The organism is Sphingomonas sp. PAMC 26617, assembly GCF_000242835.1.
GTDB lineage: Bacteria > Pseudomonadota > Alphaproteobacteria > Sphingomonadales > Sphingomonadaceae > Sphingomonas.
In genome coordinates, this window is record NZ_JH594425.1 from 3,550,020 (window position 1) to 3,570,318 (window position 20,299).

A 20,299-nucleotide genomic window follows, 5' to 3' on the forward strand; every position below is an offset into this window, starting at 1 on the left:
GCAGGCGCGACTGGCCTGCGCCGGGGAAACGGTCGCTCAGCGTTGCGTATCGAACACGCGCAGCCGCTGACCGGTCCCGCTGCTCGCCAGCGTGTCGCGGGTGACGAGCATCGTCGTTCCGGGTTGCAGCACGCCGAGCAGAATTGCCCGGAACGCTGCGGGGATATGCGAGCCCGACCGATCCGGATCGACTGTCTCGCCCGCCGCAGGGTCCGGTGCACCGGGCAGCGGCAGGCCAAGCCAGTGCGGCCCGGCGGGGTCGATCGCCTGCAGGACATAGGCGCGCGTCGCCAGGATCGGCGCATCGATCAGCACCCGCGCCGATCCGATCTCGCGCCCGTTGCGCAGGACGACGAGCCGCCGGTCGCGCCCGCTCACCAGCAGCGAAATCGGCCCCGTCGGGGAGCGCTCGGGGTTCCAGGCATAGTCCTCGGGCGCAGCATGGCGGTCCTCTGGCGCGACCAGCGGGTCGGCGGTCGGTGCGATTTCGGGGACAGCGGCTTCGTCGGTGATGACGACGGTCGCGCCGCGCGCGGTGATCGCATAGAGCCGCTCGGCGAAACCCGACGGCAGCCGGATGCAGCCGTGGCTCGCGGCATAGCCCGGCAGCGGTCCCGCATGAAGCGCGATCCCGTCCCAGGTCAGCCGCTGCATGAACGGCATCGCCGCATTGTTGTAGCGGTTCGAATGGTGCGTCACCGCCTTTTGCAGGATCGTGAAGACCCCGATCGGCGTCTCATGCCCGGCACGCCCGGTCGATACCGTGCTGACCGCGATCGGAACGCCGTTGCGATAGACATAGGCGCGCTGCGTCGCGGTGCTGATGACGATCGTCACCGGCCCGTTCGGCGCGATCTCGGGCTCCCACAGGAAGTCGCCAGGCTTAAGGGTTTCGACCGGGCCGGACGGGGTCTGGGCAGTCGCGGTGACGGACAGCAGCGGGCTTGCTGCGACCATGATGGCGCACAAGCGTCCGAACACACGGGATACGATCACGCCATTCTCCTGAAAGGCGACGGCAGACCAGAACCCGGCGAAATCGGCTATCGGGGGGACTACCTACGCCCGCCTCGCCCGAGGAAAACGCCAGCCTCTCCCGATCGGTGCGAACGCTACCCCGCGTCCGGCTGCGGCCCAAGCCCGGCCGCGAACGCGATCCGCAACGCTTCGGGAAAGCTCGCCACGTCGAGCTTCGCCATCAGGTTCGCGCGATGCACCTCGACGGTGCGCGGGCTGATCCCAAAGTCGAACGCGATCGTCTTGTTGGGAAGACCATGCGCCAGCTGTTGCAGCACGTCGCGCTCGCGTGGCGTCAAGGCGGCGATGCGGAGCCTGGCGGCGTCGGCTTCGGCGGCATGCCGGTCCGCATCCTCGATCCGCGCGATCGCCGCTTCGACCATCGCCAGCAAGACCGTACGTTCGAACGGTTTCTCGAGGAAATCGACCGCGCCGCCCTTCATCGCCCGCACGGCGGTGCCGACGTCGCCATGCCCGGTCAGGATGATGACCGGCATCGCGATCCCGCGTTCCGTCAGCGTCGCCTGTACCTCGAGCCCGTCCATCTCGGGCATGCGCACGTCGAGCAGGATGCACCCGATCGGCGCCTGCCGCGCCTGCTTGAGGAAGGCGACCCCGCTCGGCCAGGTATGGACCGCATAGCCCGCGGTCCGCAGCATGAACCCCGCCGACTTGCGGATCGCTTCCTCGTCATCGATGATGTGCACGACGGGACGGTCAGTCATCTCTTGTCTCCCGCCCTGCCCGGGGCACGGTGAAGTGGAACGCGGTGCCGACCGGGCGGGATTCGGCCCAGATCCGCCCGCCATGCGCCTCGATGATCGTCCGGCAGATCGACAGGCCGAGCCCCATGCCGTCTCGCTTGGTACTGGCGAAGGCGCCGAACATCGTGGCGAGGATGCCCGGGGCAAGCCCTGCCCCGCTGTCGGTGACCGTCACCTGCGCGAAGTCGCCCTGCGGGCGCGCGGTGACGCGGATGATCCCGCCGTGTTCGCCCGGGATCGCCTCGACCGCGTTGCGCATCAGGTTGATCAGGACCTGCTGGATCTGCACGCGGTCGACCAGCACGGGACCGGTCGTCGGGTCGATCGCGCGTTCGATCTCGATCGACGGCGTCGCCGCGCCGACCATGCCGAGCGCGCACGCATCGTCGACGATGTCGGACAGCGCCTCGACCGTCTTGTCGAGTTCCCCGCGCGCGACGAAATCGCGCAGCCGCCGGACGATCTTGCCCGCACGGTGCGCTTCCGCCGCCGCCTCGGCGAGCGCCTCCTGGACGATCGCGTCGCTCCCCGGCGCACCCGCCTGCAACAACGCGAGCGATGTCTCGACGTAATTGGCGACCGCCGTGACCGGCTGGTTGAGTTCGTGTGCGAGGGTAGAGGCCATCGTCCCCATCGCGGTGACGCGCGAGATGTGGAGCAGTTCGGATTGGAGTTCGGCGAGTTGCGCGGCGGCGGTTTCACGTTGCGTCAGATCGCGGATGAAGCCGGTGAAGACGCGCCGCCCGCGCCCACGCGCCTCGCCGATCGCGAGTTCGTGCGCGAAGGTCGTGCCGTCCTTGCGCAGCCCGATGACACGGCGCGCCTTGCCGATGATGCGGCGTTCGCCGGTGTCGAGATAGCGCGAGAGATAGCGGTCGTGCGCCTCGCGGTCGGGCGTCGTCATCAGCATCGAAACGTTGCGCCCGAGCACCTCGGCCTCGTCATAGCCGAACAGTTTCTCGGCGGTCGCGCTGAACGACTGGATCACGCCGTGGTCGTCGATCACGATCATCGCGTCGGGAACGGTCTCGAGGATCGAGTTGAGCAGGATCGCGCTTGCCTCGATCGAGCTTGCGGAGGCGCGCTCCTCAGTCACGTCGCGCACCACCAGCCAGAAGCCCTCGACCGCGCCGCCCGCGCTCGCGATCGACGTCAGCGAGGTGATCGCGCGAAAGCTCGCGCCGCTCTTGTGGCGGCACTGGTCATCCGCGGTCTCGCGTTTGCGTCCGCCACCTGGCGCGATATGCGCGATCAGAGTACCGGCGGTGCCCGGCGCGAACAGCCGTTCGACGTCATGCCCGAGGATCTCCTCCGCGTTCCAGCCGAACAGCGTGTCGGCGGCGGTTCCCCAGCCGTTGACCCGCCCCTGCGCGTCGAGCCGGACGATCGCATGGTCGGGCAATGCCGCGATCAGGCTCGGCAGCGCGCCAAGGTCTCCCACGCCACCTGACCCGCCGCGCGGGACGTCTAACGAATAGTGGATCGGCATTGGTGTTCCTGTTGCATCCGCTGGCCTAGCGTACCACGGGCATCGGAATATCTACGTATCTCTACGGAGACCCGCCTTCGTGCGACAGGCGCCGCGACGTGGGTGCCGCAAGACGGTCCATTAGGTCGACCAGACGGTCGACATCCGCCCGCGGCGCGTCGGGCTGCGCGACCAGGGGGCGGATGAATCCCTCGAAATACGCCGACCGGCCTTGATACGCGAGCGACCACCGGACGAACCGTCGGCGTAAAAGGCTTTCACGCCGCAACACCGTTACGTCGCAGTGACGAGGGTCGCGCGCGATGCTGCGCATCAATGTCTCGATTGCATCTTCCGACCCTTCGATCACCTGCGCGAACGTATTCTCGGTCGCGACCAGCACCCCGGTCACGCCAAGCCCGGTATTGCGCAGACGCGCCGGTTCGACGATCCCGGCGATGACCTTGACGGCGTCGCTTACCGGGAACACCCGTTTGCTGACATAGATGACGGTTCGGTCCATGCGTGTATCTTCAAGGAGGCTCCCGGTCGTTTCACCGATTGCGCGGCGGCACGCCATACGAACATTCCACCGAAAGCGGTGGACGGTGGGAAACACGCCCGCAAACCCCATGAACGGTGGTGCCGGGAACGACGACCCTTCAATTTCGATGTGCCGTTACAGTACATTAACTTACACAGATATACTTAACACTTCCTTTCTTCTGCTTGCCTCGACCTTTGCCGGATGCAAATCAAAAGGACAGGGGGGAACGATGATAGGCAGTATGCTAAATCTGTTACGGCGCGCGCTTGGGCGCCCGGGCGAGGTCGACGGGCTATCCCATGCCGCGGCGCTCAAGGCCGAAGGGCGTATCGTCATGGGCGAACATTGCTCTATCAGCCCGCGGGCCGTCATCACCGATCCGGACTATGTCCGCCTGGGGGACAATGCCCGGCTTTCCGACTGTTTCCTGTTCGGGCACGATGGCTCGATCAACATGATCAACCGCATGATGAACACCGCTTTCGATGCCGTCGGCAAGATCATCATCGGCAGCAACGTCTTCATCGGTCACGGTGCCATCGTTCTTCCCGACACGACGATCGGCGATAACACGATCATCGGTGCTGGTGCGGTCCTGAAGGGCCATGTCGAAGGCGGTTACGTCTATGGCGGGTCACCGCTTCGGCGGATCCGGCCGATGGCGCAGCATGTCCTGTCGCTTACGCGCCGCGACCAGCAACTGCCGGACGAATGGCGCGATATGATCCAGGCCCGCGGATGCGACTTCGATCCGGTGTTCGAGCCGCGGTTGATCGAACTCCGGCGCAACCATTTCTTTCACGCCGATCTCGCCAGCTGATCGCGATCACGCCATAACTTGACGGCGGCCATCGGCAGGCAGGGACGGCGTCCCCCTCCCGCCCGCGATCGCAGCAAGTGCCGTGGGATCGTGCATCACCAGAGTCCGTTGCCCCGGCAGGCCGATATGCCCCGCGCGTTCGAACGCGCGCAGCCGGCGGCTGACCGTCTCGATCGAGAGCCCGAGCAGATCGGCGATCTGCTGTCGCCCGAGCGGGATCGCAATGTGTCCCGCCGGCGTGCGATCCCCCCGTTCGGCGAGATCGAGCAGGAAGGTCGCGATCCGTTGCGGGGCGGACATTCGCACGAGCATCAACATGTTGCGGTGTGTCCGGGCAAGGGCGTCGAGCGACTGAAGCAGCATCGCATGTTCAAGCGGCGGACTGGCGGCAGCGAACCGTTCGAACGCTGCGCGCGGAAAGACGCACAGCACCGTCGGCGTGATCGCGGTCAGGCTGTGGTCGCTGATGGCGGCGAAGGGGCGCCCCACCATGTCCCCGGCGAACGCGAGCCCAACGACCTGTTCGCGCCCGTCCGCTAGCAGCAGGCTGCGCCCGACCAGTCCTTGGCGCACGATTGCGATCATCACCGATGGCGCGCCTTCCCACGCGATCGTCTCGCCTACGGCAAGCCGTTCGATCCGGCGCATCGTCGCCAGGGGCATCAACTGCCCGGTCGTCAGCGCGCCACAGACCGAACGATCCCGCACCGCGCACGTGTCGCAATCCTCCCGCACGGGCGGTTGTTGTCGGAGATGCGGTGCCATCGCGCGACCCTACGATCGTCGCGCGGTGCAGGATCGGCGTAATCATACGTAGGCGCGCGCGTGTCGGCGCGCAAATCCGCCCGGTCGCCACCGCGCTACGCGACTCTCCATCATCATCGACGGAGGGATATCATGCGTTTTACCTTAGCCTTGGGCGCTGCGCTCACCACCGCGGTCGCGGGCACGATCGCGATACCGGCGTCCGCGCAGATCCAGCAGGGCGACGTGTTGGTCCGCGCGCGCGCGATCATGGTCGCGCCGAACGAACGGAGCGACGCGGTGACGCCGGGCTTCCCCGGCAGCAAGCTCGGGGTCGACGACAGTTTCGCGCCCGAGGTCGATTTCACCTATATGCTGACCGACCATCTCGGGACCGAGCTGATCCTCGCGACGACCAAGCACAGCGTGATCGGGCGCGGCACGATCGCTGCCCTCGACAAGGTGGCAAGCACCTGGGTTCTCCCGCCGACGCTGACGCTGCAATATCACTTCCTGCCCAAAGGGCATGTCCGCCCGTATCTCGGTGCCGGGGTGAACTACACGATCTTCTATTCGGCCAAGGCGAGCGACTCGCTGGTCAAGGCGATCGGGCCGACCGACGTCCATCTGAACGACAGTTTCGGCTATGCGCTGCAGGCCGGGATCGACGTCGACATCTCGAAGCGATTATTCGTCAATCTCGACGTCAAATACATCGACATCGACACGACCGCGCGGCTCGACACCGGTGCCGCCGTCAACCGGTCGCGAGTCCATATCGATCCCATCGTCGCCGGGGTCGGGATCGGCATCCGGCTCTGATCCAGACGTAAAAAGGGCCGCCCCGGAACTCCGGGGCGGCCCTTTTTTTCGTGTCGATCGATGCGGCGGGTCAATCCTCCACGGGCAGGTGGAACTCGTGCCACAGCCCGTTGAGAATGCCGAACCCGACCGCGAGGCCTAGCCCCAATACCCAGGTAAAATACCACATGTGCTTATCCTCCAGTCGGGGTGGTCAATACAGGTCGACGTTGGCGATGACCTGCGCGGTGGTCACCCGCCCGAACATCACGCGGTACGCCCAGGCGGTGTACACCAGGATGATCGGTAGCAGCACCAGCGTGACCACGAGCATCAGCACCAGCGTCGATGCACTTGACGACGCGTTCCACACCGTCAGGCTGGAATGCGCGTCAATGCTGGACGGCAGGATGTACGGGAACATCGACAGCCCTACCGTCGAGATGATCCCGGCCGCCCCCAGCGACGAACCGACGAGCGCCGCCGCCTCGCGCCGGAACAGGATCCCGGCGAGCGCCAGCGCGGTGCCGCCGAAACCGAGGACGGGTGCGACGATCATCCACGGATAGCGCGCGTAATTGCGGAGCCACGCGCCCTGCTCGACGACCGTCGTCAGCCGGGTCGGGTTGGAGGGGCCGAACGGATCGACCACGCCTTGCGCGACATAGCCGTTGCCGCTTGCGACGAACCCCCAGCCGATCGCGAACAGGACCAGCGACGCGACCGCCGCCCCCGTGCCGATTGCGCGGGCACGGCAATGGACCGGGCCGTGTTCGATCTTCACCGCGAGCCACGCGCTGCCGTGCAGGACCAGCATCGCCACCGACAACAGCCCGCAGACCAGGGTGAAGGGCGTGAACAGACCGAGCAGGCTCCCCTCATAGGTTGCGCGAAGGTCGGTATCGATCCGGAACGGCGCCCCTTGCAGGACATTGCCGACCGCGACCCCGAAGACCAACGTCGGTACGAACCCGCCGATGAACAGCGCCCAGTCCCACCGCGCCCGCCATTTGGGATCATTCGACTTGGAGCGATATTTGAACGCGACCGGGCGCAGGATGAGCGCCGCGAGCACGAGGAACATCGCGAGGTAGAACCCCGAGAAGCTGATCGCGTAGAGCAGCGGCCAGGCGGCGAAGATTGCGCCACCGCTGAGGATGAACCACGCCTGGTTGCCCTCCCACGTCGGGGCGATCGCGTTGATGACGAGCCGCCGTTCGACATCGCCGCGCGCGATGAACGGGAGCAGCGCGCCGACGCCGAGGTCGAACCCGTCCATCACCGCGAAACCGATGAGCAGCACGCCGAGCAACGTCCACCAGATCAGGCGGAGGACTTCATAATCGAGAAAAGCCATGATCGGAGCGTCCTTCAGGCGACGAGGTGCGGGATGGGCCGGGTGACGACCGGCGCGGGATCGGCATCGGGCAGGTCCTCGAGCGGACCGTGCGCGATCGCGGCGAGGACGAGCCGAACTTCGATCACCGCGAGTCCGCCGTACAAAGCCGTGAAGCCGATGATCGTGGTGATCAGCATCGCGGGCGTGAGCGACGACGTCGCGAGGAAGGTCGGCAGCACGCCGTCGATCGCCCACGGCTGCCGCCCGAGTTCGGCGACGACCCAGCCGAGTTCGGCGGCGATCCACGGCAGCGGCATGGCGGCGACCGCGATGCGGAGGAACCAGCGCGACGAGTCATGCCGCCGGAGCGTTGCGAAAACGAATGCCGCGCCGAACAGCGCGATCATCGCGAACCCGATTCCCGCCATCGCACGGAACGACCAGAACATCAGCGGGACGCTCGGCACCGTATCCCAGGCCGCTTCGTCGATCATCGTGGGCGTTGCGGCAGCGGGGTCGGCGACGTAGCGCTTGAGCAGCAGTGCATAGCCGAGGTCGCGCTTGTGCATCTCGAACGCCGCGCGCGCCGGGACATTCTGCGGGGCGTGCTTGAGGACCTGGACTGCGCGATACGCGATCTGGCCCGAGCTGATCCGCTCATGCGCCTGCAGGACGAGTTCCGACATGCCGGTCACCGTGCCCGACAGGCTGCGGGTCGCGATCAGCCCGAGCACCCAGGGGATCTCGACCTGATAGCGTGTCGTACGTGTCTCGAAATCGGGGAAGCCGAACAGCGTCAGCCCCGCCGGTGCAGGTGCGGTGTGCCACGCGCCCTCGATCGCCGCCAGTTTCATCTTCTGGTTGTCGGTCAGCGCGTAACCGCTCTCGTCGCCAAGCACGACGACCGACAGCGACGACGCCAGCCCGAACGCGGCGGCGACCGTCATCGACCGCTTGGCGACTTGAGTGTAGCGACCGCGCAGCAGGTAGAAGGCCGACACGCCGAGCACCAGCGCCGACGCGATGACGTACCCGGCGCTGACGGTATGGACGAACTTCGCCTGCGCTACGGGGTTGAACAGTACCGCGCCGAAATCGGTCACTTCCATCCGCATCGTATCGGTGTTGAACCGTGCGCCGATCGGATTCTGCATCCAGCCGTTCGCGACCAGGATCCACAGCGCCGACAGATTGGTGCCGAGCGCGACCATCGCGGTGACGAACAGATGCTGCCCCTTGCCGAGCTTCTCCCAGCCGAAGAACATCAACCCGACGAAGGTCGCCTCTAGGAAGAACGCCATCAACCCCTCGATCGCGAGTGGCGCGCCGAACACGTCGCCGACATATTGCGAGAAATACGACCAGTTGGTGCCGAACTGGAATTCCATCGTCAGCCCGGTGGCGACGCCGAGCACGAAGTTGATCCCGAAGATCTTTGCCCAGAACCGCGTGATCACCCGCCAGATCGGGCGGTTGGTCATGACGTACAAGGATTCCATGATGACCAGCATGACGCTCAGACCAAGCGTCAGCGGTACGAACAGGAAGTGATAGAGCGCGGTCAGCGCGAACTGAAGTCGCGACAGATCGACGATAGTGAAATCCATGGCATAGCCCTCCCGGCTCGACCATCCGCGAGCCGCCAATCGCGTTCGGCTACCCCCGGCACCGCTTTTGCCGGAATACGCGGTTTCCCGTATTCGGCCATTACGGCCCCTGTTCTAGGCAACGGGAATGACGACCGCCGCCCTGTCTCCCACCCCCGCCGTCCCGCTATTGAAAGAGATCGCGGGCTATGCTTCCGCGCGCCCGATGGTGTTGCTGCTCGGCGATACCGTCGCGGCGATCCTGTTTGCGGCGGGGCTGGCGGGTGCGGTTGCGACGCTTGCCGCGGGGAATCTGCGGATCGGGTGGTGGATCGCGCTGATGATCCTCGCGGGCGGTTTGCGCGGCGTGGCGGCGATGTTCGCGGTCCGCGCCGGCGCGCGCGACGCGCAGGCTGCCAAGACGGCGATCCGCGCGCGTGTCGTCGCGGCGCTGTTCCGCCCGCTTGCCGGACACGGTTCCACCGGGGCACTCGTGAACAGCGCGGTGGACGAGGTGGAGGCGCTTGACGGCCATGTCGCGCGCTTCCTGCCCGCACGCCGTGCGGCCGCGATCGCGCCTTTACTCATCGGCGGCGCGATCGCGGTGGCCAGCCCGGTCGCGGCGATCATCCTGCTGCTGACGCTCGTGCCGTTCATCGCCGCGATGGTGCTCGCCGGCGGCGCGGCGGCGGCGGAATCGCGGCGCCAGTTCGACGCGCTCGCGCAACTGTCGATCCGCCTCGCCGACCGTCTGCGCGCGCTTCCCGTCATTCTCGCGTTCGGCGCGGTCGCGCGGGAAACCGACGGGATTGCGGTTGCCAGCGCAACGGTCGCCCGGCGGACGATGCGCGTGCTGCGAGTAGCGTTCGTGTCGTCCGCGGCACTCGAATTCTTCGCGGCCTTGTCGGTCGCGCTGGTCGCGGTCTACGCCGGGTTCAACTTGCTCGGGCTGTTGCCGGTAGCGGTGCCCGAGCATCTGACGCTGTTTCGCGCCTTCTTCGTTCTGGCGTTGGCCCCCGAATTCTACGCACCGATGCGACGGCTGGCGGCGGCGTATCATGATCGCCAGGCCGCCGAGACCGCGAGCGTCCGGCTCGACGCTGTCCTCGCGGCACAAGCGCCAGAGCCGGCGGGCTGGTCTCGTACCACGACCGCGCTGCCACGCGTGACCTTCGCTGCGGTTACGATCCGCTATCCGGATTCCGATGTCGCGGCGGTCCGCGATTTCACGCTCGACGTCGCGCCCGGCGAGATCGTCGCGATCACGGGCCCCTCGGGGAGCGGCAAATCGAGCCTGCTGCATGTCTTGCTCGGCCTCGCGCCCCTGTCGGAAGGAACGCTCGCGATCGACGGGATCGTGCTCCCCGGGAACGCCAGCCTCGCGGCGCTCGCGACCTGGTCGGGGCAGAACCCGCTGTTGCTGCCCGGGACCATCGCCGACACGATCGCGCTGTCGGATCCAGCCGCCAGTCGCGCGCGGATCGTCGCGGCGGCAGCGGCGGCCGGGCTGACCCCCGCGCTGACGCGGCGCGCGGGCGGGCTCGATGCGACGATCGACGCGCGCGGGAGCGGCCTGTCGGGCGGGGAACGTCGCCGCATCGGGCTGGCGCGCGCGATCCTCAAGCCTGCGCCGCTCCTGCTGCTCGACGAACCGACCGCCCATCTCGACGCGCCCGCCGAAGCGGCGTTGATCGTTACCCTTCGACAGGCCTGCCGTGGGCGGACCACGGTGATCGCGACCCACAGTGCGGCGCTTGCGGCAATCGCGGATCGCATCATCCGGCTGGACGAACGATGATGCCAGGCCGCCTCGCCCGCCTGCTCGCCATCGCCGCGCGCGGTCATGCCCGCAACCTGCGCTATGCCGCTGCGGGCGGCTTCGCGGTCGCCGCCGCGACCGTGCTGTTGCTCGGCCTGTCGGGCTGGTTCCTCACGGCCGCCGCGCTGGCCGCTATGACGGGCGCGGCGCATGTCTTCAACTATATGCTCCCGGCGGTCGGCATCCGGCTGCTCGCGATCGTCCGCACCGGCGCGCGCTATGGCGAGCGGTTCAGCGCGCATGACGCAGCACTCGGGATGCTCGCGGAGGTCCGTCCCGCACTGTTCGGCGCAATCGCCGCCACCGCGCCGGGGCACGCGGTGCGGTTCTCGACCGGCGAAGCGAGCGCACGGCTGGTGCAGGATGTCGCGGTCGTCGAAGCGGCGGTGGTGCGGCGGTCGGCGCGCTGGGCGCTGGGCGGTGCGGTCTCGTGCTCGGCCTTGCTGGCGGTGCTTGGCGGACCTGGCGTCATGGTCGCGGTTGCAGGCGTGATTGCCGCGACGGTCGGGGTGGCGACGCTCCTTGCATGGCGGATGCGGTTCCCCGCGCAGGTCGCGCTCGAGGCAAACGGGGTGCTGAAGGAACGGCTCGCGGATTATGGCGCTGCCGCGCCCGAATTGCGCTGCTACGCGCTCGAAGCGCGTGCCGTTGCCGATATCGAGCGGGCCAGCGCCGCGCTTGCCACCGCGCAGCTTGCCGGCGCGGACGCCGCCAGTTGGCTCGACCTGGTGCAGGCAACCGCGATCGCGGTCGCCGCGGGGGTTGCGTTCACACTGGCGATCCCGGCGGGCGCACCGATCGCGGCGCTTGCCGCGCTCGCGGCGGCGATGGGGGTGGACGGAGCCGCGCCGCTGATCCGCGACATCGCGCAGCGCGCGAGCGTCGCCGCGGCGACCGCGCGGCTCGATGCAATCCTAGCGTTGCAGCCGGCTCCCGCCGTCGCCGTGGCGGACCTGTCCCCGACCGCACCGACCATATGGTTCAGGGCGCTAGCGGCCGCGCCGTTCGAACCGGGCGACCGTGTCGCGATCCTCGGCCCCTCCGGCTGCGGCAAGACCAGCCTGATCGAAACGCTGCTCGCGCTGCGCCCCGTGGAGCGCGACGGTATCCGGATCGGCGGCGTGGATATCGCCGACATTACGCCGGCGCGGCTTCGGTCGCTCTTCGCGCTCGCGCCGCAGGATGCAGCGTTGCTGACGGGAACGGTCCGCGACAATCTGATGCTGGCGGACCCGGAGGCGGAGGACAGCCGACTGTGGCAGGCGCTCCACGACGCTGCGCTGGATCACCGCGTGGCGGCGCTTCCGGGCGGACTGGACGGCTGGATCGGCGAGAATGGCGCGCGCTTGTCGGGCGGTGAGCGGCGGCGGTTGTCGCTCGCCCGCGCTTTTCTATCCCGCGCCGCGTGGCTGTTGCTCGACGAGCCGACCGAGGGGCTTGACCCGGCAACCGAGCGGCGTGTGCTCGACCGGCTCGGCGCGCGAATTGCGACGACGGGACAAGGCGTTTTGATGGTGACGCATTCCCGGCAAGCGCGCGCCTTCTGCTCCACGATCGCGCATTATGGTGCGGAACAAACAGGTAATCAGGAACTTGCTTCGTCACTTCCGCCGCGTGCCGCTACCGCGACGCGTTGAGACCGCAAGCCATGACGGGTCGCGGGCCAGGCGGACGGGACCCGATCGGACGGCGAGCCTGCCTTACCGGGTCAGTGCCGCCTCGCCCCACGTCACCGGATCCGGAAAACGCGTCGGCTTTGCCGTCCGCACGACCAGTTCGATGAGCGTCACCCCGCGCACTTCGACCGACAGCGGCACCGCCGCGTCGCCGAACCCGATCGGAGCGGACTGGCGGAGCAGCTTCCCGTCGCCATAGACCGCGAAGCGAACCGGCTGACTGCGGTCGCGCGCGGTATCGTCCATGCCGACCTGTGCGGTGAAGGTATTGAACCCGGCGTTGCGCACCTCGAGCCGCGAGTTGGCGAGCACCCCGATTCCGGTCACGAAGCGTTTCCCCGCGACCTGCAGCGTCTCGCCATACGGCGTGCTGTCGGCCTGCGCGCCGCCCCAGCCGCCATAGCGCGGGCGATCCCCGACCCCGCGGGTCGACGCCCAGGCGGAGACCGCGCGGTGGTTGATCGGCTCGTGCTCGGGCACGGTGACGCCATCGACCGCGGGGTTCACGCTGCCCGGCTGCTCGGACAGATACAGCCCACCCGGCAGCAATCGCGTCCCGCGCGTGGCGAAGACCAGCGTCTGGTGCGGCGCGAGCATCAGCTTGGTCTCGCCGCGGAAGCGCTGTTTCTGCCCGGTCCACAGATCCTCGAGCGCGATCTCGCCCGTGTCGGTATATTTCAGATGCGCGGCGGTGAGCACGACTTCGATGGGCGTTGCATTGCGATTGAAGATCGCGAGCGCCTTGTCCCCCGAGGCAAGTGTCTTGACCAGCATCTGGACGTCGTCGGTATCATACGCCAGCACCGCCTGGTTTCCCGCGGGGTCCTGGTTGAGCGCGATGAGCCGCGTGTTGCCAAGCAGGTCGATCAACCCCGGCGGCGCCTTGCGCAGGTCATAGCCGATGAACAGCGGCGCATTCTCCATCGCCCACAACGCGAAGTGGCTGCGCGCCTCGGCCATGTGCGCCGCGTCGAAGTCGCCGGTCCCGACGAACAGCATGTCGGGATCGTTCCACGATCCGGGATGCGCATAGAGCGCACGCCGCGAGACGGTGTCGAAATTGTGCAGCATCCGCGACCAGTTGGCCGAGATGTCCTCGCTGGTCCGCGAGATGTTGCCGAGGTCCTTGGCCCAGGCGCGCACGTCCGCCGATCCCCACAGGCAGATCGAGAACAGATAATCCATGTCCGGATTGTAGCGCTTCAGCGCGGTGGCAACCGACTGGTAGAGCCCGCGTACCTTCGGAATATCGGTTCTACCGAGCGACTCCGGGTCGATGATCGGCGGGAATTCGCGATACTTGCCCGACTGGACCAGCGGACTCGTCGCGGGCAGCGCGCGGAGACCACAACCGTCGACCTTGATCAGGTCGAACCCCCATTCGGCGAAATACAGCCGGATGTCCTGGTCGACATGGCCGTACAGCCCGATCTCCCGCTCGGCGACCGTCCCCTCGGGCTGGTTGGGCGCGGTCGAGGCATAAACCTGCCCGCACGAATTGCGGCCCATATCCGAATAGATCCCGGCCTTGAACCCCATCGCATGGAGCCGATCGGTGAATGGCCGGAAACTCGTCTCGCCGCCCGGCCCTGCCCCGGCCGCGGAGGGGAAGGTCGCGGTGCGGATGATCATCCGCCCGTCGGTCTGGCGCCGCTTGAGCCACCAGCCGTCGTCGATGTCGATGTAGCGATAGCCCTTCGCCTGCAGCCCGCTGTCCGCGATGATCTTCGCCGAGGCGATCACCTTCTCCTCGCTGACATCGGTGCCGAAGGCGTTCCAGCTGTTCCACCCCATCGGCGGCAGTTTCGCGCTGCCGTCGGTATTGGCAGTCCAGCGACCGGTTGGCGTCAGGTCATCCGCCAGCGCGGTGCCTGCCGCGAGCGACGCGCCGATCCCCAGCCCGAGGGAGATCAGGCATTTTGAAACGGTGCGACGCATCGGCGGTCTCCCTTGGTCGATCGGATCAGCGCAGGTCGAGCACGACGACCGACATTGCCGGAACGGTCGCCGTGAGCGTGCCACCCGCCACCTGCGCTGCGGTGAACGCCACCGGCTTGACCGCATCGGGCTGCTCGAAGCTGTTGTGCGCGTCCATCGTCGGACCGGTGACGACCCGCCCCGAAACGCCCGTCGCGGACAGCCCGGTCAGCGCGACCGACACCGGAACCGCGCGGTTCGGATCGAGGTTGACCAGCGCGACATGGACCTGCCCGGCGGTGTCGCGGACGGCGGACGCATGGATCGCCGGAAGCGCGAACGCGTCCTTGTGGTACCACGGCGTCTTGACGTCGATCGGCAGGACGGTGGCGTCCATCCACGGCTTGTACAGGTCGAACACCCAGTAGGTCGGGGTCTTCACCATCCGCGCGCCGTCGGTGAGCAGCATCGCCTGCAACACGTTCACCATCTGCGCGATCGCCGCCATCTTCACGCGGTCGGCATGGTGCGCGAAGATGTTGAGGTTGATCCCCGCGACCACCGCATCGCGGACGCTGTTCTGCTGGACCAAAAAGCCTGGGTTGCTGCCCGGCGCTGGGTCATACCAGGTGCCCCATTCGTCGACGACCAGCCACGTCTTCTTCGCGGGATCGTATTTGTCCATGATCGCCGAATGCTTGGTGACGAACTCGTCCATCTGGAGCGTGTGCGCCATCGTCGCGGCCCAGTCGTTTTCGGAGAAGCCGAGCGCCGGCCCCTTGTCTTCCCACTTCGTGTCGTGCGGGCGGGTGTAATAATGCAGCGCGAGGCCGTCGATATTCTTGCCCGACAGCCGCATCATCGTGTCGGTCCATTCGTAGTTCGAGTCGCTCGGGCCGCTCGCAATCTTGAGCATCTTGGTCTTGCCGCTCGCCTTGGCGAATTGCGCATAGCGGTTGGTCAGGTCGGCGGCATATTCGGCGCGCATGTTGCCGCCGCAGCCCCATAATTCGTTCCCGATCCCGAGATAGTCGAGCTTGAACGGTGCGGGATGGCCGTTGGCGGCGCGCTCCTTCGCCAGCGTCGAACCGCTTGGCGAGGTCATGTATTCGACCCACGCCGCCGTCTCGCCCGGGGATGCGCTGCCGACGTTGGCGGAGACGTAGGAGTCCGCGCCCAGCCGTTCGACGAAGCCCATATATTCGTTGGTGCCGAAGGCGTTGTCCTCGTCCACCCCGCCCCAGTTGGTGTTGATCTTGACTGGGCGCTTGGCGCGCGTGCCGATGCCGTCGCGCCAGTGATATTCATCCGCGAAACACCCGCCGGGCCAGCGCACCATCGGCACCTTGATCGCCTTGAGCGCGTCGAGCACGTCCCGGCGATACCCGTGGTCGTTGGGGATCTTCGACGTCTCGCCGACCCAGATGCCGCCATAGATGCCGTGGCCGAGATGCTCGGCGAACTGGCCGAACACCTGGCGGTTCATTCGTGGCCCGGGCTGATCGGCGTGGATCGTCGCGGTGGCACCTTCGGGCGCGGCCTGTTGCGCGAGGGCGATGGCGGGAAGACTGGCGGCACCCAAGCAGAGCGCAAGACTAACGTGGCGTAGCATGGTGAAAATCCTTCTCCGATTCGTTGCGACACCCTTGCTCGAGGGGTTGCTCTTTGACCGATATTGTCTGAGTATAAGTGGCAAGCCGTGACGTCAACGGCGCATGATCGGTGCCGGCACCACGGCCCTGGAGAAGGACTTTCATGTTCAAGGCCATCGCAATCACGACGTTTTCGCTTTGCCTCCTCACTCCGGCGTCCGCCCATGCCGCCAGTGCCGAACGCTCCCGTTTCGGAGCGCTCGCCGATGGCCAGGCGGTCGACGTCGTGACGCTGACCAACGCCAAGGGCATGCGCGCGCGCATCCTGAGCTATGGCGCGATCCTGCAGGCGGTCGAAGTCCCCGACCGCGACGGCAAGGTCGCCGACGTCACGCTCGGCTACAATGACATGCGCGGCTATCTCGAGGCGCCGAATTACTTCGGCGCGACCGTCGGGCGGTATGCCAACCGGATCAAGGCCGGGAAGTTCACGCTCGACGGCAAGGCGTACAGCCTCGCGCTCAACAACAAGACCAACGCACTGCACGGCGGGGTCCAGGGGTTCGACAAGCGGCTGTGGCGGATCGTCGAGGCGAAGGGCGGTACGACCGCGCACGTCACGCTGTCCTATACCAGCGCGGATGGCGAGGAAGGCTATCCGGGCGCGTTGAGCGTCACCGCGACCTATACGCTCAACGACGCGAACGAGCTGTCGGTCGACTATCGCGCGACGACGACCAAGCCGACGATCGTCAACATCACCAACCACAGCTTCTTCAACCTTGGCGGCGAAGCGTCGCAGCGTTCGATCTACGATGCGGTGCTGACCATCCCCGCCGAGACGACCACCCCGGTCGATGCGACGCTGATCCCGAACGGGCAGTTCCGTCCGGTCGCCGGCACCCCGCTCGATTTCCGCCAGCCGATGGTGATCGGCAGCCGAATCCGCGACGCGAGTGATCTGCAGATCGTCTACGGTCAGGGCTATGACGAGAATTACGTGATCGCGCGCGATGTCGCTAGGGCGCCGCGGCTCCACGCGCGGGTCGAGGATCCGGTCAGCGGGCGGACGATGGAAGTGCTCTCCAACCAGCCCGGGGTCCAGCTCTATACCGGCAACTTCCTCGATGGTACCGCGGTCGGCAAGTCCGGGCACGCGTATCGCCAGGGCGACGGCATCGCGCTCGAGCCGCAGGTGTTCCCCGACACGCCCAACCAGCCAGCGTTCGGATCGGCGCGGCTCGACCCCGGGCAAACCTATCACAATCAGATCGTCTACCGTTTCGCGGTGAAGGCCCGGTGAAGCGCGGGATCGCGTTCGGGCTCGGGCTTCTCGCCGCATCCACCGCAACCGGGGCGGTCGCCGCCCCCAAGGTCACCGGCATCCTCGGCGATCACGCCGTCCTCCAGCGCAACCAGCCGGTGGTCGTCTTCGGCACGGCGGTGGCGGGCGAAGCGGTCACCGTCATCGTCGCGGGCACTTCGGCGCAGACCAAGGCGGGGCGCGACGGACAGTTCCGCGTTTCGCTTCCAGCACTGCCTGCGGGCGGACCGTATGAGATGCTGCTGATCGCGCCGAGCGGGACGTCGCAGATCCACGACCTGCTGGTCGGCGACGTGTTCCTCTGTTCGGGCCAGAGCAACATGGAACTCCCGGTCGAGCGCGCGCAGGATGCGATCGGCGCGATCATGGGGTCAACCGACGACCAGCTCCGGCTCGTCACGGTCGCCAAGGCGACCTCGCCCGTCCCGCTCGACCGCTTTGGCACGCAACCCGAATGGGCGGCAGCGGGGCCGAAAACGACGGGCAGCTTCTCGGCAGCATGTTTCTACATGGCGCAGGAGCTGCGCAAAACCGGCAAGGTGCCGATCGGCGCGATCCACTCGAGCTGGGGCGGATCGCAGATCGCCGCTTGGATGGGCGAGGACGCACAACGCGCCGCCGGACGTGGCGCGCAAGCCGATCTGCTCAAGCTCTATGCGCGCGATCCCGCCGCCGCGAGCCACGCGGCGGGCCTCGAATGGGAACGCTGGTGGCGCGACCGGTCGGGCGACCAGGCGGGGCGTGAACCGTGGCAACCCGACGCCGCGCTCGACTGGCAAGCAGTACCGAAGATCGATTTCTACGAACATTGGGGCGTCCCCGCGCTCGCGACCTATCTCGGGATGCTGTGGTACCAGAAGACGATCACGCTTTCCGCCGCGCAGGCGCGCCAGATGGCGACGATCGCGATCGGCGCGATCGATGATGCGGACCGCACCTGGATCAACGGCAAGCCCGTCGGCGGTCGCGGCGGGTGGGATGCACGGATGTATACGGTGCCTGCGGGCACGCTGCAGGCGGGGCGCAACGTCCTCACGATCAACGTCGAAAACGCCTATTCGACCGGGGGCATGCCCGGGCCGGCGGACGCGATGCGGCTGACCTTCGCGGATGGTAGCAGCGTGCCGATCGCGGAAGGCTGGCGCTATGCGGTCGCCAAGCGGATCGAAGGCACATCCCCGCGCGTGCCGTGGGACGACATCACCGGCGCTGGGACGATCTACAACGCGATGATCGCGCCGCTCGGGCAGACCGCGCTCGCCGGGGTCGCATGGTATCAAGGGGAAAGCGACACTGCGATCCCGGGCTATGCCGACCGGATGAAGGCGCTGATGGCGGAATGGCGTCATCAGGTCGGGGTCCCGCAACTCCCCTTTGCGCTCGTGTCGCTGGCGGGGTTCGGGACGCCCGCCATCGCGCCCGGCGAAAGCGGCTGGGCGCAGGTCCGCGACGATCAGCGCCGCGCGGCGGAGGCGGACGGGCATGCGGCGGTCGCGCTTGCGATCGACCTTGGCGACCCGCTCGATATCCATCCCGGCGAGAAGCACGAAGTCGGCCGCAGACTCGCGCGGGCGATGGGGGCGCTGGCCTACGGCCAGACCGCGCCTGCCTCCGGACCGCACGTCTCGGGCGTGGTTCGCGATGCCGGGGGTGGGGCGACGGTCACGTTCGCGGGCGTCACCGGCGCGCTCCACGCGCGCGGCGCGGCGCAGCCGATCGGGTTCGAACTGTGCGGACCGGCAGCGGGAACGTGCCGCTATGCCGCCGCGACGATCACCGGCAATCGCGTGACCCTCGCCGGGGACGGCAAACCGGCAAGCCGGGTGCGCTATGCCTGGGCGGACTCGCCCGCGGTCAATCTGGTCGATGACGCAGCGCTCCCCGCTGGTCCTTTCGAAATGGTGGTGCGATGAAACGGATAGCGACGCTTGGCCTGCTGCTCTTGCTCGCGGGGGGTGCGCACGCACAGGACCCGGAACCCGAAAAGCCCGTACAGTTGACCACGATCAAGCTGTGGCCGAACGGCGCGCCGGGCAAGGACACCCGCCCGCCCGCGGCGGAGATCGGGCGCGATTACTGGGTGCGCAACATCCGCCAGCCGTCGCTGCTCGCCTTCCCCGCGCAGCCCGCGCACAACACCGGTGCGGCGGTCGTGATCTTCCCGGGCGGCGGGCACAAGTTGCTGGTGTGGACCAACGAGGGCACCAAGGTCGCGACCGCGCTCAACCGGATGGGGGTGTCGGCATTCGTGCTCAAATACCGGCTCGCGAACGAACCCGGCTCGCCCTTTTCGGTGGAGGGCGATGCGGCGGACGATGCGCGCCGCGCGCTGCGCTGGGTCCGCGCGCATGCCGCGGACTATGGCATCGATCCGCACCGGGTCGGGGTGATGGGGTTCTCGGCGGGCGGCGAACTGGTGTCGCTGGTCGCGGACAATCCCGAGCCGGCGGGGCGCCCGGTCACCGACGCGATCGACCATCAATCCGCGCGTCCCGACTTTCAGGTGCTGGTGTTCCCCGGTCCGCGTGGCATCCCCGCCACCGCCATCGCGCAGGCACCGCCCGCGTTCATCGTCGCGGGCAGCAAGGACCCGTGCTGCGCCACGCCGTCGGTGGCGTTGTACGAGCAATTGCGCAAGGCGGGCGTCTCCGCGGAACTCCACATGTTTGCGGACAGCGGACACGCGTTCAATCTCGATGAGTCGAACCGAATCTCGATCCTGCACTGGCCCGACCGGTTGAACGACTGGCTGGCGGACGGCGGCTGGCTGGAGGCGCGGAAGGCGATTACGCAAGAGACGAAGCGGTAGGGATCGGCGAAAGAGCGTTACGCCCGTTGCTGGCTTTTCGACGGGAAAACCCGGGCGAGAGGATCCGTCACCCCGG

The 20,299-nt window shown here is 67.4% G+C and carries 17 protein-coding genes; 7 read left to right on the forward strand and 10 right to left on the reverse strand.

Translation table 11 applies throughout. From position 1 onward, the window contains the following. Positions 1–36: 36 nt before the first annotated feature. From RH91_RS15550 to RH91_RS15565, 4 genes are all read right to left on the reverse strand, one after another. On the reverse strand, positions 37–996 hold the full coding sequence (locus tag RH91_RS15550; RefSeq protein ID WP_232283533.1) for a L,D-transpeptidase: 960 nt from the start codon (positions 994–996) through the stop codon (positions 37–39). 116 nt (positions 997–1,112) lie between these two features. Then, positions 1,113–1,742 carry a response regulator transcription factor gene (locus RH91_RS15555; RefSeq protein ID WP_029623941.1) on the reverse strand — a complete coding sequence of 210 codons (630 nt, stop codon included), beginning with the start codon at positions 1,740–1,742 and terminating at the stop codon, positions 1,113–1,115. Then, positions 1,735–3,270: a PAS domain-containing sensor histidine kinase gene (locus tag RH91_RS15560; protein ID WP_010163858.1), complete on the reverse strand. Its 1,536-nt coding sequence runs from the start codon at positions 3,268–3,270 to the stop codon at positions 1,735–1,737. The genes RH91_RS15555 and RH91_RS15560 overlap by 8 nt, the downstream gene beginning before the upstream one ends. A gap of 61 nt (positions 3,271–3,331) precedes the next feature. After that, positions 3,332–3,772: a BLUF domain-containing protein gene (locus RH91_RS15565; RefSeq protein ID WP_010163859.1), complete on the reverse strand. Its 441-nt coding sequence runs from the start codon at positions 3,770–3,772 to the stop codon at positions 3,332–3,334. Between the two features lie 109 nt (positions 3,773–3,881). Between RH91_RS15565 and RH91_RS15570 the strand changes: the two genes are divergently transcribed. After that, positions 3,882–4,616 (forward strand): acyltransferase, encoded by a 735-nt coding sequence (locus tag RH91_RS15570; RefSeq protein WP_232283534.1) that lies wholly within the window; start codon positions 3,882–3,884, stop codon positions 4,614–4,616. 6 nt (positions 4,617–4,622) lie between these two features. Here RH91_RS15570 and RH91_RS15575 read toward each other — a convergent pair whose 3' ends face one another. Then, entirely contained in the window at positions 4,623–5,381 is a 759-nt protein-coding gene (locus tag RH91_RS15575; protein ID WP_010163861.1) for a Crp/Fnr family transcriptional regulator, read from the reverse strand. A 132-nt stretch (positions 5,382–5,513) separates the two neighbouring features. On the opposite strand from RH91_RS15575, the gene RH91_RS15580 reads away from it, so the two are divergent. Continuing rightward, positions 5,514–6,182 carry an OmpW/AlkL family protein gene (locus RH91_RS15580; RefSeq protein WP_029623944.1) on the forward strand — a complete coding sequence of 223 codons (669 nt, stop codon included), beginning with the start codon at positions 5,514–5,516 and terminating at the stop codon, positions 6,180–6,182. 70 nt (positions 6,183–6,252) lie between these two features. On the opposite strand, the gene cydX is transcribed toward RH91_RS15580, so the two are convergent. From cydX to RH91_RS15595, 3 genes are read right to left on the reverse strand one after another with little or no spacing between them, the layout of a single operon-like run. Further along, positions 6,253–6,351 (reverse strand): cytochrome bd-I oxidase subunit CydX, encoded by a 99-nt coding sequence (cydX, locus tag RH91_RS21745; protein ID WP_010163863.1) that lies wholly within the window; start codon positions 6,349–6,351, stop codon positions 6,253–6,255. Positions 6,352–6,375: 24 nt separating this feature from the next. Then, on the reverse strand, positions 6,376–7,518 hold the full coding sequence (gene cydB, locus RH91_RS15590) for a cytochrome d ubiquinol oxidase subunit II (protein WP_010163865.1): 1,143 nt from the start codon (positions 7,516–7,518) through the stop codon (positions 6,376–6,378). A gap of 14 nt (positions 7,519–7,532) precedes the next feature. After that, positions 7,533–9,107: a cytochrome ubiquinol oxidase subunit I gene (locus RH91_RS15595; RefSeq protein ID WP_010163866.1), complete on the reverse strand. Its 1,575-nt coding sequence runs from the start codon at positions 9,105–9,107 to the stop codon at positions 7,533–7,535. Positions 9,108–9,312: 205 nt separating this feature from the next. Here RH91_RS15595 and cydD point away from each other — a divergent pair, with 205 nt between their 5' ends. Further along, on the forward strand, positions 9,313–10,884 hold the full coding sequence (cydD, locus tag RH91_RS15600; protein ID WP_010163867.1) for a thiol reductant ABC exporter subunit CydD: 1,572 nt from the start codon (positions 9,313–9,315) through the stop codon (positions 10,882–10,884). Beyond that, the gene (locus tag RH91_RS15605; RefSeq protein WP_010163868.1) at positions 10,881–12,542 is read left to right on the forward strand and encodes an amino acid ABC transporter ATP-binding/permease protein; all 1,662 of its coding nucleotides are present in this window, start codon (positions 10,881–10,883) and stop codon (positions 12,540–12,542) included. The genes cydD and RH91_RS15605 overlap by 4 nt, the downstream gene beginning before the upstream one ends. A gap of 63 nt (positions 12,543–12,605) precedes the next feature. Here RH91_RS15605 and RH91_RS15610 read toward each other — a convergent pair whose 3' ends face one another. Both RH91_RS15610 and RH91_RS15615 read right to left on the reverse strand, forming a co-directional pair. Then, positions 12,606–14,519 carry an NPCBM/NEW2 domain-containing protein gene (locus RH91_RS15610; protein ID WP_010163869.1) on the reverse strand — a complete coding sequence of 638 codons (1,914 nt, stop codon included), beginning with the start codon at positions 14,517–14,519 and terminating at the stop codon, positions 12,606–12,608. A gap of 25 nt (positions 14,520–14,544) precedes the next feature. Then, positions 14,545–16,110 carry an alpha-N-arabinofuranosidase gene (locus tag RH91_RS15615; RefSeq protein ID WP_029623948.1) on the reverse strand — a complete coding sequence of 522 codons (1,566 nt, stop codon included), beginning with the start codon at positions 16,108–16,110 and terminating at the stop codon, positions 14,545–14,547. Between the two features lie 143 nt (positions 16,111–16,253). Here RH91_RS15615 and RH91_RS15620 point away from each other — a divergent pair, with 143 nt between their 5' ends. The 3 genes from RH91_RS15620 to RH91_RS15630 are packed head-to-tail and all read left to right on the forward strand — an operon-like array spanning position 16,254 to position 20,223. Beyond that, positions 16,254–17,393 carry an aldose epimerase family protein gene (locus RH91_RS15620; RefSeq protein WP_010163871.1) on the forward strand — a complete coding sequence of 380 codons (1,140 nt, stop codon included), beginning with the start codon at positions 16,254–16,256 and terminating at the stop codon, positions 17,391–17,393. After that, complete coding sequence (locus RH91_RS15625) at positions 17,390–19,327, forward strand: sialate O-acetylesterase (protein WP_010163872.1); 1,938 nt, start codon at positions 17,390–17,392, stop codon at positions 19,325–19,327. The genes RH91_RS15620 and RH91_RS15625 overlap by 4 nt, the downstream gene beginning before the upstream one ends. Beyond that, on the forward strand, positions 19,324–20,223 hold the full coding sequence (locus RH91_RS15630; protein ID WP_010163873.1) for an alpha/beta hydrolase: 900 nt from the start codon (positions 19,324–19,326) through the stop codon (positions 20,221–20,223). Before RH91_RS15625 ends, RH91_RS15630 begins: the two co-directional genes overlap by 4 nt. The last annotated feature ends 76 nt before the right edge of the window (positions 20,224–20,299 follow it).